This window comes from Paracoccus sp. ME4, from assembly GCF_046736325.1.
Classification (GTDB): Bacteria; Pseudomonadota; Alphaproteobacteria; order Rhodobacterales; family Rhodobacteraceae; genus Paracoccus.
In genome coordinates this window covers 237,521-253,407 of the sequence record NZ_CP151277.1, presented here as the reverse complement: position 1 = coordinate 253,407, position 15,887 = coordinate 237,521, and the positions used below count along the sequence as shown (strand labels likewise).

The 15,887-nt window shown below is 65.0% G+C and carries 11 protein-coding genes; 2 read left to right on the top strand and 9 right to left on the bottom strand.

Annotated elements, in window-relative coordinates:
* Positions 1-4: 4 nt before the first annotated feature.
* The 3 genes from AACG61_RS16750 to AACG61_RS16740 all read right to left on the bottom strand — a co-directional run bounded on the left by AACG61_RS16750 (position 5) and on the right by AACG61_RS16740 (position 1,988).
* Entirely contained in the window at positions 5-697 is a 693-nt protein-coding gene (locus AACG61_RS16750; protein WP_411840105.1) for a hypothetical protein, read from the bottom strand.
* A 113-nt stretch (positions 698-810) separates the two neighbouring features.
* Positions 811-1,452, bottom strand: a complete 642-nt coding sequence (locus AACG61_RS16745; RefSeq protein ID WP_411840104.1) for a thermonuclease family protein — start codon at positions 1,450-1,452, stop codon at positions 811-813.
* Positions 1,449-1,988, bottom strand: a complete 540-nt coding sequence (locus AACG61_RS16740) for a hypothetical protein (protein WP_411840103.1) — start codon at positions 1,986-1,988, stop codon at positions 1,449-1,451. The genes AACG61_RS16745 and AACG61_RS16740 overlap by 4 nt, the downstream gene beginning before the upstream one ends.
* A gap of 98 nt (positions 1,989-2,086) precedes the next feature.
* Between AACG61_RS16740 and AACG61_RS16735 the strand changes: the two genes are divergently transcribed.
* Positions 2,087-2,764, top strand: a complete 678-nt coding sequence (locus AACG61_RS16735; protein ID WP_411840102.1) for a YcbK family protein — start codon at positions 2,087-2,089, stop codon at positions 2,762-2,764.
* A 15-nt stretch (positions 2,765-2,779) separates the two neighbouring features.
* Here AACG61_RS16735 and AACG61_RS16730 read toward each other — a convergent pair whose 3' ends face one another.
* The 3 genes from AACG61_RS16730 to AACG61_RS16720 all read right to left on the bottom strand — a co-directional run bounded on the left by AACG61_RS16730 (position 2,780) and on the right by AACG61_RS16720 (position 10,460).
* Complete coding sequence (locus AACG61_RS16730) at positions 2,780-4,636, bottom strand: DNA topoisomerase (RefSeq protein ID WP_411840101.1); 1,857 nt, start codon at positions 4,634-4,636, stop codon at positions 2,780-2,782.
* Positions 4,637-4,789: 153 nt separating this feature from the next.
* Positions 4,790-8,377 (bottom strand): tail fiber domain-containing protein, encoded by a 3,588-nt coding sequence (locus tag AACG61_RS16725; protein WP_411840100.1) that lies wholly within the window; start codon positions 8,375-8,377, stop codon positions 4,790-4,792.
* A 106-nt stretch (positions 8,378-8,483) separates the two neighbouring features.
* On the bottom strand, positions 8,484-10,460 hold the full coding sequence (locus AACG61_RS16720) for a tail fiber domain-containing protein (RefSeq protein WP_411840099.1): 1,977 nt from the start codon (positions 10,458-10,460) through the stop codon (positions 8,484-8,486).
* A 202-nt stretch (positions 10,461-10,662) separates the two neighbouring features.
* On the opposite strand from AACG61_RS16720, the gene AACG61_RS16715 reads away from it, so the two are divergent.
* Positions 10,663-12,246, top strand: a complete 1,584-nt coding sequence (locus tag AACG61_RS16715) for a UvrD-helicase domain-containing protein (RefSeq protein WP_411840098.1) — start codon at positions 10,663-10,665, stop codon at positions 12,244-12,246.
* Between the two features lie 47 nt (positions 12,247-12,293).
* Here AACG61_RS16715 and AACG61_RS16710 read toward each other — a convergent pair whose 3' ends face one another.
* The 3 genes from AACG61_RS16710 to AACG61_RS16700 are packed head-to-tail and all read right to left on the bottom strand — an operon-like array spanning position 12,294 to position 15,868.
* On the bottom strand, positions 12,294-12,839 hold the full coding sequence (locus AACG61_RS16710; RefSeq protein WP_411840097.1) for a hypothetical protein: 546 nt from the start codon (positions 12,837-12,839) through the stop codon (positions 12,294-12,296).
* A 35-nt stretch (positions 12,840-12,874) separates the two neighbouring features.
* Positions 12,875-13,033, bottom strand: coding sequence for a hypothetical protein (locus tag AACG61_RS16705; protein WP_411840096.1), 159 nt, complete (start codon positions 13,031-13,033; stop codon positions 12,875-12,877).
* Between the two features lie 48 nt (positions 13,034-13,081).
* On the bottom strand, positions 13,082-15,868 hold the full coding sequence (locus tag AACG61_RS16700) for a hypothetical protein (RefSeq protein ID WP_411840095.1): 2,787 nt from the start codon (positions 15,866-15,868) through the stop codon (positions 13,082-13,084).
* Between the last annotated feature and the right edge of the window lie 19 nt (positions 15,869-15,887).

The following is a 15,887-nucleotide window of genomic DNA, read 5'->3' as shown; positions in this document are numbered from 1 at the left end:
GGGATCACCTCAGCTCGAGTATCTGGAGGCCGGCAGGGGCCGGGTTGACGATCAGTCCGGCGCCCTCGGCCGGAAAGATGATGGGCAGGTCAGGCGCCGCGGCGTCGACCAGGATGTTCCTGTCCCCGTCCAGGATCAGATAGGGTCTGCCGCTGGTCCCCATGCCGTATCTGAGACCGCGGATGACAAGGACCGTTTCAGGCGCACCATCCAGATCGATGTCGATCTCGTAGCGGACCAGATCCATCTCGGCACGGTCGTCGAATTCCGGCTTGGCCTCGGAGAGGAAGGCGTAGTCCGCCTCGGTCGGACGGAGGGGGCGCTTCCTGGCCAGCTCGCCGGTCGAAAGCGCGATCTCCTTGCCGCCGCGATAGACCCACCTCACCCCGTCGGTGTCGATCACGTAGTCGTCCGAACCACTCGGCCTGTGGAAGGAGACCTCCTGCGCGTAGCCGCGTCCGATGGTCTTCCACCCTTCCGGTGCATCGGAAAAGGCCATCCAGGCGCAGCCGTATTCCGCATCGCAATTCTCCGCGCTGACCACGAAGGCCTCGAGGCGTCGGTCTCCGTCCATGTCCTCCAGGGCCGTGCCCGAGATCCGGCCGTATCCGGGAAGGGTCGAGACATGCGCGATCAGGGCATCGCGCCGCGCCTCGATGAATGCATCCGGCCCTTCGGCGATGGCAAGGGCTGGCATGGCGCAGATGAGGCATCCGAGGAGGGCGACGGTTGTGTGCTTCACGATGAGATCCGGGATGAGGTTTCGCGGATGTTATGCGAAAATGTGAACGCTGCAAAGGAAATTAAGGGTCAGAAGACGACAGGATCCTCGATGTCGGGGCTCCGGGCGGGGAGGTCGCTCCGCGCCGCCATCCCGCCCCGGAAGGCGTCGACGCGCCGGACCTCCAGGATCATCCGGGCCAGCCGGTCGATCAGGAGCGGAACGCCATGCGGCAGCTCCTTTCCCCTCATGAGATTGGCGTGCCCCTCCGTGACCATGTGGCGCTCGAAGTCGAAGGCATTCGTGCAATCGAAGCTGCGCCCGGGAGAGCCAGAGACGGTCAGGCCGCCGATCAGACGTCCATGGCGGTCGGTGTTGAGGCCATCCTTGTCGGTGACCGGCTCGATGTAGAGTGCCCGGCCGGCCAGGCACTTCTTCGCGGCCTCCGTGGCGCGCGTTCCGGGATGGCCGCTGTTAAGCGTGTATCCGAGCCTTTCGAGGACCTGGTCGTCCTCGCGTTTGTAGACCTTCTCTGGCGCGTTTATGTTCGGCACGCGGATCGCGAAGATCTGCTCGCGTCTTCCGTCCTCACCGGGAGGCGCCAGGACGGCGATGGTGTCACCATCCGTCACCCGGTAGTCCGAGGGCCGCAGGAAGAACGATGTCCGGGGACGAAGTGTCGTCCCCGGCTCGAGCCTGTCGGTCTTGAGATATGGGGGCGCCCCGTTCATGGCCCGGAGAAACCGGCCTCGTCCTGAGTGCAAGCCGGGACGTTCAGCCGCTGCTCCACAAGGTCCATGAGGGCCCTGAAGCCCTCGACCGGGTCGATATGGGCAAAGCCGTTCTGCTCGAAGGCCGCCTCCTCGGGCGCGCGAAGATCGTGCGGGCCACCCATCAGGCGGATGTCGCCGATGGCGTCGATCAGCTTGATCGAACCCTTCGCCGCGAGGTCGCGGATTCCGGCAAGCGTCCGCGCGCAGCTATCGTGCTCGAGATAGATGGAAGGGCCCGCCGCGGTGTCCCGGAAGAACGCATCGCCCTTTGCCAGGCGCTGCGGAAGCTGGGAGAACGGGTCGCCCGGGAGCTTGGCCATGTCCTCGATGCTGATGACCACGAAGAAGCGGTCGCGATCAGCGGCGGCCTTGCCGTCATAGCGCAGCATGATCGCGTCGTAGCGGCCCTCGGCCATCGCCTGCGGGACCGGAGGCTGGAAGCGGTGAGCCTGGGCGATATCCCTGAATGTGGGCTTCAACACTTGGATCTCCATCGGTATTTTCTGCTCGTTGGGACGATCATCGCGCCAATACGTGAAAATTCAAAGCGCGACCGTTTCCACGCCCGCTCAGGTTGTCCACAAGAATCCGCGTGGCCGATATTCTGCGAAAACAAAAATCGTGCTATGAGGCATCCATCCCACTGCAATACGGTGCCCCCATGATGAACAGGAGACGACTCCTTACCAACGTGGCTGCCGCGGCCATGTCCTGCTCCCTGAGCGCCATACCGGGGCTGTCCTGGGCTGATGGACCGGCAGCGCCGCCGGATCCGGACCGGGGGAACAGTCGTCTCGATCAGCTGGTTCCCCTGATCGAGCCGGTCCTGGATCTCTACAATCCCAACACGAAGGAGCGCAAGCTCGTTCGCTTCTTCGGCTCTACCGGCTACAACCGTGGCGGGGTCCAGGAGTTGAACTACCTGATGCGGGATTGGCGGCAGAAGGAGGTCACCCAGATCGACATCCGCCTGTTCTGGGGGCTGGCCGCGATCCGCACGGCCGCGCTCCGCGACGGGCTCGACGGCTCGATCCAGATCAATTCCGGATACCGGACCGCACGGACCAACGACTACCTCCGCTCGGAGGGTTACCGCACCGCGGTCAACTCCCTCCACACCAAGGGCCGGGCTATCGACTTCGTGGTCAAGGGTGGCGAGGTGGCGGACGTGGCCAAGTATGCGCAATGGCTCGAGATCGGCGGCACCGGTCACTACCGGGGCAGTTTCGTCCATATCGATTCTGGCGACAAGAGGGTCTGGTTCGGCTAGGGCATCCGCGGCGGTTCACACCGGCCGCGGATCCATGGGCATTTCGGGCATCTCTCCGGGATGGGCATGCGCCGCCGCGGGGACCGGTCCGGGCCGGCCCGACATGCCTGCGGCCCTACCCGTATCGGTGGCCTTCATGCTCATCTTCAGGGCATGCTGGAGCGGCGCCCGCATGTCCGACGGGATCTGGACGAGCCAGCTCAGAACCCGATGACGGGCACGGTCGTCGATGCGCCCGCGCGGATCCTCCCGGTAGATGTTGGCAGGGTTCTCCATCGCCAGTTCGATGATCCGGCAGGTTGAAGGATCCCAGACGGAGCGGGGAATCCGCTTGAGCGATCGTAGCCCCCGCTCCGAGGGGCGGGGGGGCAGCGGGAAGGCCGCCGGCTCGATCTCGCCGCTTTCCGTCGCGGTGCGCAGGTGCCCCGCATAGGTGGAGGGCCTGCCGATCCCCTCTCCGGCCATGAGCTCGAGGAGCACGGATTCCATGGGCCAGCTGCGGACGCCGGTTCCGAAGTTCCGGGTCCAGGGGTAGGTGAATCCCTGCTCGCGTTGCCACTCCAGATCCCGCAGGAGCTTCTCGTCCTCAGGATCGGCGACGTTGCCGTTCCCGCACGACCAGTTGCCCGGTTCGAGCAAGATCTCCTTGGCCGCCTCGAAGGCTCTGCGCGCCACGAGGGTCGTCATCAGCTCCTGGATGGTCTGTCTCGTCCAGCCGTTTTCCGGCTCGCGTATCGGGCGCCTGACCAGCTGCCTGAGCTTTTCCGTGTTCACGGTCGAAAGTGCCATGACCGGATGAAGTGCCTCGTGAGCGCCCGGTGTGACGGAAGTCGCATCCGGATTGACGCGGCCTTCCGTTCCCAGAACCTCGGTCTCGAGGCCGCTCAGACCGCAGGAGAAGCCCAGCATCACGACCCTGGATGCGGATGCCGCCGACATGTCGCGGCTGTCGGTCCGCGGGTATGAGATCTGCCCTGACTGATAGGCGTCCTGCAGGCCCCGCATCGCGTTCGGCGCCGAGATGCCGTGATGTCGCGAGGCATAGGCCAGAGCGTCGGCCGTGTTGAAGGGGCGGACCGTTCCGTCCCGCGGCGCGACCGCGGCATGCAGAGACGCGCGGGGCCGGACTGCGCCGGGCACCAGCAATCCGCTGTGGCGGCGCGCCAGGCGTATCAGTCGACGAAGCAGTTCCGGCTTCTCGGAGCCGGTGAGCGCGACGCGCGCGACAAAGGGCCTGCCGCCCATGGCGGAGCGCGCCTGGAAAGTGATCTCGCCCGTCTCGGGACGGCCGCGCAGCCCCTGGGGCGCACGGTTGAGCATCAGCGTCGCGCCAAGGAGCGCCGAACGAACGCGTCCGACCGGCACCCCGGCCATCTTGGAGAAGGTCGAGCCGATCCAGCGGTCCGTGACGGCCCGTGCGCGCCCCTGGACGGAGTCGGAGACGAGCCTGCTGCCCCTGATGCTCTTTGCCGAGGCCAGCGCGGCACGAACCCCTTCCTTGGTGATCGGGCCGGGCCTGAGCCGCACCATGCGGTTCGCCCGGTTCGGAAACTTCCGGAGGATCAGCTCGACCACGTCATAGGCGATGACATCACCCTCGACGTCGTTGTCGGTGGCGATCACGATCGGGCAGGCGGAGGGGACGGAGCTTACCGCGTCCAGGATGGCACGCGCGCGCTCGGGATCAGGCCTGCGCCCGGGATCGAGGGGCTGCCCCTTGGTGAGATCGATTCCGAGAGGGAAGAGCGATGACGGGAAGCGGCAGATATGCCCGCCAGTCGGAACGACGAGCGAGGGCATGCGGATCGCGTTCAGGATCCGGCCCCAGGCCTGCGCCTTCCCGGCGGCTTCAATGATGATCAGGGCCTGCATCCCACCCTCGCATGGTTTTTCTCATTTTCCTGGCTTGTCTCGAAAAAACAAAGGGATTTGTTTCGATCCTCGAGCGGTTCCGGTCTGCGCCGTAATGCACGAGGCCGGGCATCCGCCCGGCCTCGCAGTCTTCCTGATCCTCGCGCCGAGGCCTTACCGCGCCGCGGTCTCCAGCGCCTGGACCCGACCGTCCAGCTCCTGGATCGCGGCCAGCATGGGCGCGATCAGCTGGATGTAGTCGACCGCGCGTTCGCCGCCCTCGGTGACCGTGACCGCGGTCGGCACGACCTCCTCGACCTCCTGGGCGATGACGCCAAGGGCCTTCTTGTCGTCCTGCTTCCAGGTGTAGGACACCGGGCGCAGGTCGCGGATGATGGACATGCCATCGCTCCGGCCGATCGTCTCGATGTCCTTCTTCAGGTTGCGGTCCGAGAAGTAGTAGTAGGCCTGCGAGTAGTAGTTCGTGGCATACATGGCGCCGTTGTAGTTCAGCCGGTTCGTCGCATTCGGGTTGTCCGTCCCGGAGTAGAACTGGGCGGTCGTCCGCGTGTCGCCGGCATGGGCCATGACGCCCGGGTTGACGGAGGCCGCGTTCACCCGGCGCTGGTTGGCCGCGAGGGAAATGGTGCGGTTTACCGTCAGGTTTCCGCCGCCGTCCAGTCCGTAGCCCGTGTCGATGGAGCGGCTGCGCAGCGCGTAGCGCGCATCGCCCCAGGTCGTGTTGAACGAGAACGAGTTCCCGCTCAGGTTCAGGCCGCCTCCAGCGGAATAGATCGTTCCCTTGTTCGCATCGACATAGGCCTTCGTCGCGGCATCGGCCGCCGCGGTGGGCGCCGCCAGACGCGTGATCTTCAGGTTCGCCATGTCGATCGGATCGCCGAAGCTCACCGTTCCGCCGGTGCCGTAGAGCCGTCCGCCGCCATCCACCTGGAAGACCGGGTTCGCACCGTTCTTGAACACGAAGCCGCGGTTCGAGCCGCCGGCCATCAGGAAATACATGTTGTAGTCGGACGAAGGGTCGAGACGGCCGCCATGGTCCGCATCGGTCCGGTTCGACATGTAGATCTTGTAGCTGTCGTTGTTCCAGAAGCGCATGCCGCGACCATTGCCGCTCACGAAGCTCAGGTCGCCACCATTGGCGGCATCGTTGCGGAACACGGTCGAGTCGACCGAGAAGGTGCGGTTCGCCGACAGATCGCCGCCACCCGTAAGCCCGGTGCCCGCGGTCAACGAACGCCCGCGCATCGCGTAGCGCGCATCTCCCCAGCTGGTGTCGAACGAGAAGCTGCGGTTTGCCGACAGATCACCACCACCCAAAAGGCCCGTCCCGGTGGTGAGAGCGCGCGCGCGGGTTGCATACCGCGTGTCTCCCCAGGTCGTGTCGAACGAGAAGGTGCGGTTCATGGACAGATTGCCGCCGCCCGAAAGGCCGGTTCCGGCAACAATCGAGCGGGACTGCATCGCGTAGCGCGCATCACCCCAAGCGGTATCGAACGAGAAGCTGCGGTTTGCCGACAGATCGCCGCCACCGGTAAGTCCGGTGCCTGCGGTGTAGGCGCGTCCGCGCAACGCGTAGCGCGCATCACCCCAGCTGGTGTTGAAGCTGAAGGCCCGTGAGGAGTCCAGGCTGAGGCCCGTTCCGGCCGAGTAGGCCGCACTGGAAACCGCGCCGGTGATGGAGTCGTCCACATAGCGCTTGTTGGCGGCGTCCTGATCCGTGGTCGGGTTGGCGACACCCTCGATGCGGTGGTTGTTCACCAAGAGCCCGTTGCCGAGGGTGACCTTGCCCGTGGCAGCTGCAACCGAGAACGGGCGCAGCCCGTTCCAGCTGCCCAGCTGGTTGCCCGAATTCGTCAGCATCAGGTAGATGTTGCTTCCGTCATTGCGCCAGAAGGAACCGTAGTCCCCCCCTACCAGGCGGTAGTTGTTGGCGCTGCGCGAGACGAACTCGCTGGCAGTCTCGATCGTGCCGTCCCTGCCCCAGAGCCGGCCGCTGCCGTCGATCTGGAAGACCGGGTCCGCACCGTTCTTGAACACGAACCCGCGCGATGCGCCGTTGCCCATCGTGAAATACATGTTGTAGTCGGAAGTGGTGTCCAGGCGTCCGCCATAGACCGGGTCGCTGTGGACCGACATGTAGTTCGAGTAGACATCGGAGTTCCAGAAGCGCACGCCGCGGCCGTTGCCGTTTGCGAAGCTCAGGCTGCCGCCGTTTGCCACATCGTTGCGGAACACGGTCGAGTTCACGCTGAACACGTTTGCCGCGCTCAGCGCCAGGCCGGTGCCTGCCGAGTAGGTGTTCTTGGCGATGGCGTCGGCGATCGCGCCGTCGACATAGAGCTTGTTGGTGGCGGAGCTGTTCACGGTCGGCGCTGTGAGGCCGGTGATCTGACCGTTGTAGCCGAAGGTGAAGACGTTCTGGGTCGAACCGCCCGCAACGGACAGCATCAGGTTCTTCGGCGCTCCATCGGGGGAGACCGAACTGATGAAGTTGCCGTTGCTGGAGCCATGCAGACCGATCAGCTGCCCGCCGCCGCGACCGAATATCGCTTTTGACGGATTGGAATTCACATCGTCGAAGACGGTAATTCCACCGGCGAAGGCCTTGAGGCCCGAGACGGTCTGATTGCCGGACAGGTTCACGGTGGGCAGGGTGATGTTGGCGGAGCCGTCGAAGGCCACGCCATTGATCGCCCGCGGGAACTGCAGCCGCGTCGCGGTGCCGGCATTGCCGGAGAGGTTGCCGGTGATGATGGTGCTGAACGTCTTCGCTCCGGCGATCGTCTGGGCGCCGGCGGTGCGCACGACGGTGCCGTCGACCCGCAGGACCTGGTTGCCGGTCAGCGCTCCGCCACCCGAGATACCGTCCGTGCCGGTCACCATGCGCGAGGCCAGTGCATAGCGCCCGTCACCCCAGCTGGTGTCGAAGGACAGCGTCACGTCCGAGGACAGCGGGCCGCCCCCCGACAGGCCGGTTCCGGCCTTGATCTGCCTCTTGCGCAGCTCCTCGATGTCGTCGCTGTTGCCGGAGAACAGACCATCCACGTAGAGCTTCGTCGCCGCGTGGGTGTCCGCGGCAGGCGTGGGGAGGTTGATGATGGCGAAGCTCGCCATGTCCAGCTGCTGGGTCGCCAGGTGGTTGCCCAGGTGGTCGCCGTTGTCCTCGACGTATTTCTGCAGGTAGTCGAGGTTCACCGCATCCTTCGCGGAGGACGGATTCGCCAGGCCGGTGATGCGGTTGTCGCCCATCACCAGGTTCTGCTCGGCGACATGGTTGCCGAGATTGTCCTTCGCGCCCTCCACCGCGGTGTCGACATAGGCCTTGTTGACGGCATCGTTCGGATCGGTCGGCTGCGCCGTGAGCTTGACGGGGAAGTCGCCCATGATGAGGGTCTGGGTCGCGACGTGATCGCCCAGGTTGTCGCGGCCGTAATTGAGCACGTAATCCCTCAGGAACGTCACGTTCACGGCATACAGGTCGTTGTCGACGGCAGGCGGATTGCCGACGTTCACGATCCGGTTCTGGCGCATGTCGAGATCGCCGTCAGCCATGTGGTTGCCCAGGTTGTCACCCGGGATTGTGCCGACGGACGTGTTGGAGTCGTAGGCCGGGTTGCTCAGGTCATCGAGGACATCGCCGCCGTCGGAGCGCCCATCCTGCGCGTGACCCGCGGCCGCAGCGAGGATGGTCAGCAGTGCGGTGCTGGCTGCAAGGGGACCCTTGTTGAACTTGGTCATCATATCGCTCCGCTGAACGGCTCATGGGTATTGATCACCAACATAGTTCCCGTATGTGAAAACGGCAATTTTTTGTTGTCCGTATAACTCGTTACAGGAAATACTTTGTTCAGCGATGAACGGCTCCATCCGCGCGGATCTCCGCCAGATCGCGCTCGAGCTCGACGATCTGTCGCTGCATGTCCTGGATCGCGGCCACCAGCGGGGACACGATCAAGCTGTAGTCGACCGCCTTGAATCCATCCGGTCCGGTCGCGACTGCGGCCGGGAGGATCTCCTCGACCTCCTGGGCGATGAAGCCGAAGGATTTCCGTCCGTCCGCATTGTATGTGAACGTGACGGGTCGCAAGCGGTCGATGATACCCGTGAAATCCGCATCGCGGATATCGTGCTTGAGGCGGGCGTCCGAGGTCGTCACGAACCCGGGCGCCCGGATCTGGGACGTGAAGCTCTTCTCGCCGTCGATCGCCTGGTCGCGCGTCACGGTCACCGCCATGTCGTTGACGATCCGCTGGGCCGACCGGAGGTTGACGGCGTCAGAACCGTCCGCCGGATCCTCGAGGCCGATGACCCGGCCGCCGTTCATCACGATGTTGCCGCCCGGCAGGCCGGCATTTGCGCCGGCCCGGCGCATGTGGATGTCACGGGATGACGCGACATTGTCCGCGGTCACGGACAGGATCTCTCCCCATCCCAGGTTCCTCGGATGCGACCTGTTCACACCGATGATGACAGAGCCGCTGTTCCTGTCGAAATCGATGAATCCCGCCGAGGGCCGATTGACCGTGCTTCCCGTCGGATTTCCTGCATCGTCGGTGATCTGCACCTCTCGCGAGGATCCAACACGCAAGCTCAGGCTTCCGTTTGATGCGATGCGGTGCGGGTGGATCTCCATCCGGATGGAAGGATCTCCCTGATGTTCCGAGATCATGGAACCGACGAAGGTCTTCTGCCCGATCACCCTCTGGCTGCCGCTGATGTTCACGGTCGGAAGCTCGATGCCGGCAGACCCATCGAACGGAATGCCGTTGATCGTGCGCGGCGTCTGCAGACGCGCCGCGGCACCTGCATTGCCGGAGATGTTTCCCTCGATCGTCGAGCCGAACGTCTTCGTTCCGGTGATCGTCTGAGCGCCTGCAGTGCGCACGACTGTGGCATCGACCCGCAGCACCTGATCGCCCGTCAGCGGGCCCCCGCCCGATACGCCGTCGGTGCCGGTCACCGTCCGTGATGCCAGCGCATAGCGACCGTCACCCCATCCGGTGTCGAATGAAAGGGTCACCCCCGAGCTGAGCGGACCCCCGCCTGACAGCCCCGCTCCTGCGGTGATGAGCGTGTCGCGCAGCTCGCCGATTGCGTCGCCATTGCCTGAGATGCGCCCATCGACATAGAGCTTCGTCGCTGCCTGCGCGTCCTCGACCGGCTCCGGCAGGTTGATGACGCCGAAGCCCGACATGTCCAGATCCTGGAGGGCGACATGGTTGCCCAGGTGGTCGCCGTTCTGCTGGACGAACGTCTCCATGAAGCGCAGGTTGACGGCGTCCTTCGCGTTGGAGGGATCATGGATCCCGGTGATGCGAAAATCGTTCATCGACAGGTTCTGGTCGGCGCTATGATCGCCCAGGTTGTCGGATCCGGGCATCGCGGACACCTGAGCATCGACGTAGGCCTTGTTGGCCGCATGGTCGTCGTTCAGCGGCTGTGCGGTGATCTCGATGGGAAAATCGCCCATCCTGAGGGTCTGTCTGGCGACGTGATCCCCGAGATTGTCGGATCCGTAGACGGATACGTAATCTCGCAGGTATCCGACACTCACGGCATAGCCGTCATTCCCCATCGACGGCGGGGGCCCGATGTCGACGATGGGATGACCCCGCATGTCGAGACTGCCCTCAGCCATGTGATTGCCCAGATTGTCTCCGGGTATCGCCCCGAACTGCACGTCAGCGTTGTAACTCGGATCCACGATGGAGGAGAGCGCATCCACGCCGTCCGAACGCATGCCCTCGGCATGCAGAAGGACCGGTGCGCTCAGCGCGGCAAAGCCCGCGCCCGTCGCGAAAAGCACGGCTATGGATCGTTTCATGTTCTTACCCCATCGCATTCACGGAACCCATGAGATGGACCGCTCGCATCCGGAGGCGGTGGCTGCTCGGTCCGTCTCATCGTCAATCGTCGACACGCACTCCAGGAGGACTCTGCCGCCCATGCCGGAAGACATGTGCGCTTCTGGAAAGACATTTTCAACAATAGCTCATATTCTGCGAAAAAGATAAGAGGAATCCACAATGAAGCCAACCCTCGAGCAGGCGGATATCACGGATCATGCCAGCGGCATGGTGCCGGGCGACTGCCTGAAGATCATAGCCTTTGCCGGCGCCGGAAAGACCACGACGCTGAAGGGGATCGCCAGCGCCAAGAAGGAACGCGGCGTCTACCTGGCGTTCAACAAGTCGATCGCGGACGAGGCCAAGCGCAAGCTTGCCATCACGCCCTGCACCGCCGCGACGATGCACTCGCTTGCATTCCAGGCCGTGCGCGACATGATCGGTCAGCCGCTCTCGATCAACGCGCGCACGATCCGCGACAGCGGGGTGATGGAACGCTTCCACATCCCGAAGGTGGATGGCTGGAACGGATACCGCGTCTCCCTTGCGGTTGGCCGGGCCCTTTCCGCCTTCTGCAACTCCGCGGATGAGAGTTTCGGCCTTCACCACGGCGAGGAGGCACTCATGGATTCGGTCGGGGATCCGGACTTCATCCGGGACCGCAAGAAGCGTGAGCAGGCCCAGGATGCGATCCAGCGTCTCGGCATGCCGATCTTCCAGATGGCGGAGGCGCTCTGGGAGCACTACCTCGAGAAGGGCGAGATGAGCCATGACATGTATCTCAAGGCCATGGACCTGAACGAGGACATCCGTCACTCCGCCTTCAGCTCCTTCCGCTATCTGATGGTGGACGAGGCCCAGGACATCAACCCGGTCCAGCGTTCCATCATCACCAAGACGGGCCTGCCCCTGATCGCGGTTGGTGATCCCTACCAGCAGATCTACAGCTGGCGCGGCGCCGAGAACGCCCTGGGCCTGCTCGAGGGCGAGACGAAATACCTCACGCAGTCCTTCCGCTTCGGCGAGAACATCGCCGAGGTGGCGCGCCACATCCTCGCGACCCGTCCGGATGGTGGCCCCACGCAGCGGCTGGTCGGCCTGGGAGGGCGCATGCCGACGGATCTGACCGGACCGAAGGCGGCGGTCATCTGCCGCACGAACATGGGAATGATCGACGAGGCGCTGAAGGGCATGCGCAAGGGCATTCCGATCCATGTCGACAACATGGCAGGGCTGCTGGCCGATGTCCGGTCCGCCCAGGCGCTCCATGACGGGCGCATGGGCGACGTGACCACCCCGGAGCTGAAGGTCTTCGACAGCTGGGCGGACCTGCAGATCGAGGCGGAGGAGGGCGACCAGACGCTGGCCCGGCTCTCCACGCTCATCGAGGAGGGCATGGCGCACCAGATCGAGCGGCTGGCGGAGCATCAGGCACGCGGTTCGAACGATGCCAAGATGATGATCTGCACCGCCCACCGCTCGAAGGGCCTGGAGTGGCCCGCGGTCATGCTCGGCGCGGACTGGCGTGACGTGAATGCGCTCTCCAAGCGCTTCGCGAAGGCGGAGCAGAAGTCGGAGAAGCACAAGACCCAGGCCATGGAGGAATTCAACGCGCTTTACGTGGCGGCCACCCGGCCCATCGTGCAGCTGCGCGGCGAGACCCGGATCCTCTTCCCGGAGCCGGATCCGGAATGGTCGCACCTGGCCGCGAACCCGGACGACGTGCCGCCCGATTACGTTCCGCCCGATTATGCGAACGCATGAACGAAAAAACCGGCCCTCGGGCCGGTTTTTTGTTGCTGCATCATTGATCAGACGAACAGCGATTCCATGACCGCCATGAAGAGCGGGAAGTTGATGGCGAATGCGCCTGAGCAGACAAAGGTGATCCCGGCGCCGAAATGCGTCCGCTGGCCGCTGCCGTTGGCGGTCTCGCGCAGGAGCAGGAGGCCGCGCATGATCGCGATGAAGCCCAGGAATCGGATGATCGTGACGATGCCGACGATCATGTTCCGGGCCGGCGATCCGGCTTCCATCAGCCCGACCGTGGCGGGCGCGTAGGAGAAGATCGAGGACGGGTCCGGGGTGTCCTGCGAGAAGAAGGTCTGCGCGAGCGTGTCAGAGAGGCCCGGCAGCGCCACGAAGCAGACCCCGATGATCACGGTCCACATCGGCTGGGCCCAGGAGCCCGCCTGGCGTCCGTTCTCGCCGCGTGTCGCGGCCTGCCGGATCCCGATGATGACAAGGGTGACCCCGATCACCCAGGCCAGGATGAACATGAGGCCGGTAAGCCCGCCACCGCCGGCCGGACTGATGGCGTCGACGATGTTTTGGATAATCTGGAGCAGGTCGACCATCTGGAACGTCTTTCTTGGGTCTGTCGGTTGCGCTCTCAGGCGCGATCATGGTCCTTGGGTGGAGCGAACCAATCCTTGGTGCCGGCCGCGCCCGGGACGGTGGCCTTGGCGTCGTCCCTCGTGCGCTCCGAGGTGACGAATACCTCCGCGATGCCCAGGGCCGCCTCCGCAATGATATCGAACAATCCGTCCATTCTTCCCTCCTGGAGTAGCCCCTCCCCGGTGACGGGGAGGGAAGTTCATCAGTTCGGCAGCAGGATGGACTTGTTCTCCATCACCACCACCCGGGACCCATCCGAGGTCGGCATGATCTGCAGGACGTATCCGTAGCCCTCGACGAAATCACCGACCTTCACGTCCGACGGCACCTTGCCGACATCGCCCGGCGCCGCGGCATCCGACTTGGTGCTCTCGTAGACCGCCGAGGAGCCCGGAACGCCGCCCTCTTCCGTATCCGCGCCGGCGCGGACCTTCTCGGGGCTGCCATTGATCGCAACCCGCGCCACCAGGCCGATATCGCGCGCCATGGAGTCCATGCGGCTCATGATGTCCTCGAGCGAGCGTTCCACGGCCACCCGGTCGGCCGGGTCGGTGGTCTCCATCGAGGAGATGCGGCGGGACAGGTCGACGATCAGGCTCTCGGCCATGTCGACCTTCTCCTTCACGCGGACGAACTCGACCAGAACCTCGTTCTGGGCCAGGGCCAGCGTCTCGGCACGGGTTGCCTTCTCGCCCAGGCTCACGATGCGCTCCTCCAGCTCGAGGATGCGTTCGTCGCGCTCGGTCACCTCTTCGGAGATCAGGCTGACCTTCTCGAACATGAGGTCGATCGCGGAGCGCAGCTCCTGCGCCTCTTCCTTGGTGGCATAGTCGGTCAGAAGGTCCGTCACCATCGCCGGATCGAAGGCTTCCTCGTCCTCCTGCACGACGGCGGTGCTGCCGTCGGGCAGGAAGAGGGCATCCAGGTCGCCCGCCGCGGCCCCGCTCAGGCCGAGAGCGACATCCTCGAGGTCGTCCGATGCCGCATCCACCGCATCGATCGGGGTGTCGATGGGGGCCGGGTCGGGGATCGGGCCCATGGCCAGGTCGGACAGATCGCCCGCGTCGGCAGGGGCGTCCTCGGGCTGGCCCACGGCCACGGGCTCGGCCGGAGCTTCCGGATCGAAGAGATCGCCCATGTCGAGATCCAGCGCATCCTCGCCCATGTCCGTGTCGGGAACCTCGTCGATCAGGACCGGCGTCTCCAAAGGCGCTTCGGGTTCGGACTGGACAGGGGCCGCATCGAGCGGAACGGCCACTGGCGCGTCAATCGGAGCAGGCAGGATCACGGGCGCGGGCTCGGTCACCGGAGCGACTGCAGCGGGCTGGGACTGCCCCATGCCGATCAGCCCCATCGAGGCCGCGCCGAAATATCCGGCGCCTGCGATGAGCGCGGCCAGGGCGGCGCTCGTCGCGATGAAGGCGATGTTCCTGCGGGGCTTCGCGGGCCTGGCGGATACGGTCTCGTCCTGGCCAGCGGACAGATCCTCGGCGGCGGTCAGCTCGGGCGTATCGGCCTCGGCGTCGCCGACCTCGTCCGCACCCACCATCCAGCTCGCATCGAACGCCTCCGGCGCCGGGCCGGCGTCGGGGCTGCTAGTCTGATCCTTCGTCGCGCGCACGCGGTCGGCTCCTTCACGGGGTTCGGCGGCAGAATTGTCATTACCGTCCGCTTCATCATAGTTCGCATATTCGGGCAGGGCGTGCAGCTCCTCGAGCTCAGCGGCAGGGGCCTCCTCATCCGCCCAGCCTCCGGCCGCTCGCGGGGTCACGTCCGAGCCGCCCGGAATGTCGGTGTCGTCACCGAACCCGGCCCAGGGGGTCGGATCGGCAAATGATGATCCGGCCTCGAACGCGTCCCCCCCCGACGCAGCATCGTTGTCGGCCGCATCGTCCCAATGTCCGTTTCCGGTTTCATTATTCACAACCGCAAAATCATCATGGAACCGCTCGGGTTTGCCGCCAGCGGGTCGGGGATCATCCCATGCCGAGTTGATGCCATCATCGGCATCCGCGGAAGACCACAGGTCGTCATGCGCGTCCGGCCCCTGAAGGTCGTCCGGATCGGCAAGCGGGTCATTCAGGAACAGATCCGCATCGAACCGGTCCGGCGCGGACGCGGCGTGATCATGCCGGTCACGCCGGCTCCCGACGATGCTGCCCAGGTCCTGTGAAACCTCGGCGCCCACGACCGGGGTTTCGAACCGGACCGTGCCGGAGGCCGGAGCCGTATCCTCATAGATCGGATCGGGGTATGAATCCTCCGCTGACTGGGCGGGATCATCCTCCTCGTCGTTGAAATGCAGCTCCTCGGGATGGTCCTGCATCGCCTCGCCGGCATCGATGGCGATCTGACTCGCCTGGGCGTTGCGGGCGATGTCCGCTTCGTCGGCCGGCATAAAATCGACGTCCGCGCGCAGCGCCGCAGGTTCGTCATCGAAGAAGGCATCGCCCATGTCGGTCATGTCAGGGGCGGGCTGTCCGGCGGGGACCGCGTCGAAATCCTCGCCGCCGAAGTCGATCGCGTCATGATCGTCGAACGAGGAGAGGAGGCCGTCATCCTCGCCCCGCAGGGCGAAGTCCGCATCCATCATCTCGTCGTCGGTGGACAGGCCCCCGATGACGACGGCCTCGTCGTCGTGGAAATCATCGTCGCCCGCGTCGCCCCTGCCGTCCGTCATGTCGGCATCGAGCGGCCGCTCCGCGGTTGCGGGTGCCGCATCCGGACGCGCGGCAGTTGCACCGCCGCCCATGGTGATGAGCGCATCACCATCGCCATCATCGTCGTCGAAGAGGTTCGACAGGCTGTTGAGCTGGCTCAGCCGATCCTCGAAATTGTCCAGCCCGTCGCGTGCGGCGCCGATGGACGCAGGGTCGAGAAGGTCCTTGCGACGCGCCTCGAGCGTGTCCGGAAGAGCGGGTCGCGCGAGAATGACGCCGCTATCATCATCCACACTGACCTTGGCAATGGCTTTTTTTTCGGTGCTCATTCTTTCCCCCAGGGAATGC

Excerpts from the sequence above, each read along its gene's own strand:
- AACG61_RS16740 (WP_411840103.1), bottom strand. The coding sequence starts at position 1,988 with ATGGAGATCCAAGTGTTGAAGCCCACATTCAGGGATATCGCCCAGGCT.
- AACG61_RS16750 (WP_411840105.1), bottom strand. The coding sequence starts at position 697 with ATGCCAGCCCTTGCCATCGCCGAAGGGCCGGATGCATTCATCGAGGCG.
- AACG61_RS16745 (WP_411840104.1), bottom strand. The coding sequence starts at position 1,452 with ATGAACGGGGCGCCCCCATATCTCAAGACCGACAGGCTCGAGCCGGGG.
- AACG61_RS16710 (WP_411840097.1), bottom strand. The coding sequence starts at position 12,839 with ATGGTCGACCTGCTCCAGATTATCCAAAACATCGTCGACGCCATCAGT.
- AACG61_RS16715 (WP_411840098.1), top strand. The coding sequence starts at position 10,663 with ATGAAGCCAACCCTCGAGCAGGCGGATATCACGGATCATGCCAGCGGC.
- AACG61_RS16730 (WP_411840101.1), bottom strand. The coding sequence starts at position 4,636 with ATGCAGGCCCTGATCATCATTGAAGCCGCCGGGAAGGCGCAGGCCTGG.
- AACG61_RS16720 (WP_411840099.1), bottom strand. The coding sequence starts at position 10,460 with ATGAAACGATCCATAGCCGTGCTTTTCGCGACGGGCGCGGGCTTTGCC.
- AACG61_RS16725 (WP_411840100.1), bottom strand. The coding sequence starts at position 8,377 with ATGATGACCAAGTTCAACAAGGGTCCCCTTGCAGCCAGCACCGCACTG.
- AACG61_RS16700 (WP_411840095.1), bottom strand. The coding sequence starts at position 15,868 with ATGAGCACCGAAAAAAAAGCCATTGCCAAGGTCAGTGTGGATGATGAT.
- AACG61_RS16705 (WP_411840096.1), bottom strand. The coding sequence starts at position 13,033 with ATGGACGGATTGTTCGATATCATTGCGGAGGCGGCCCTGGGCATCGCG.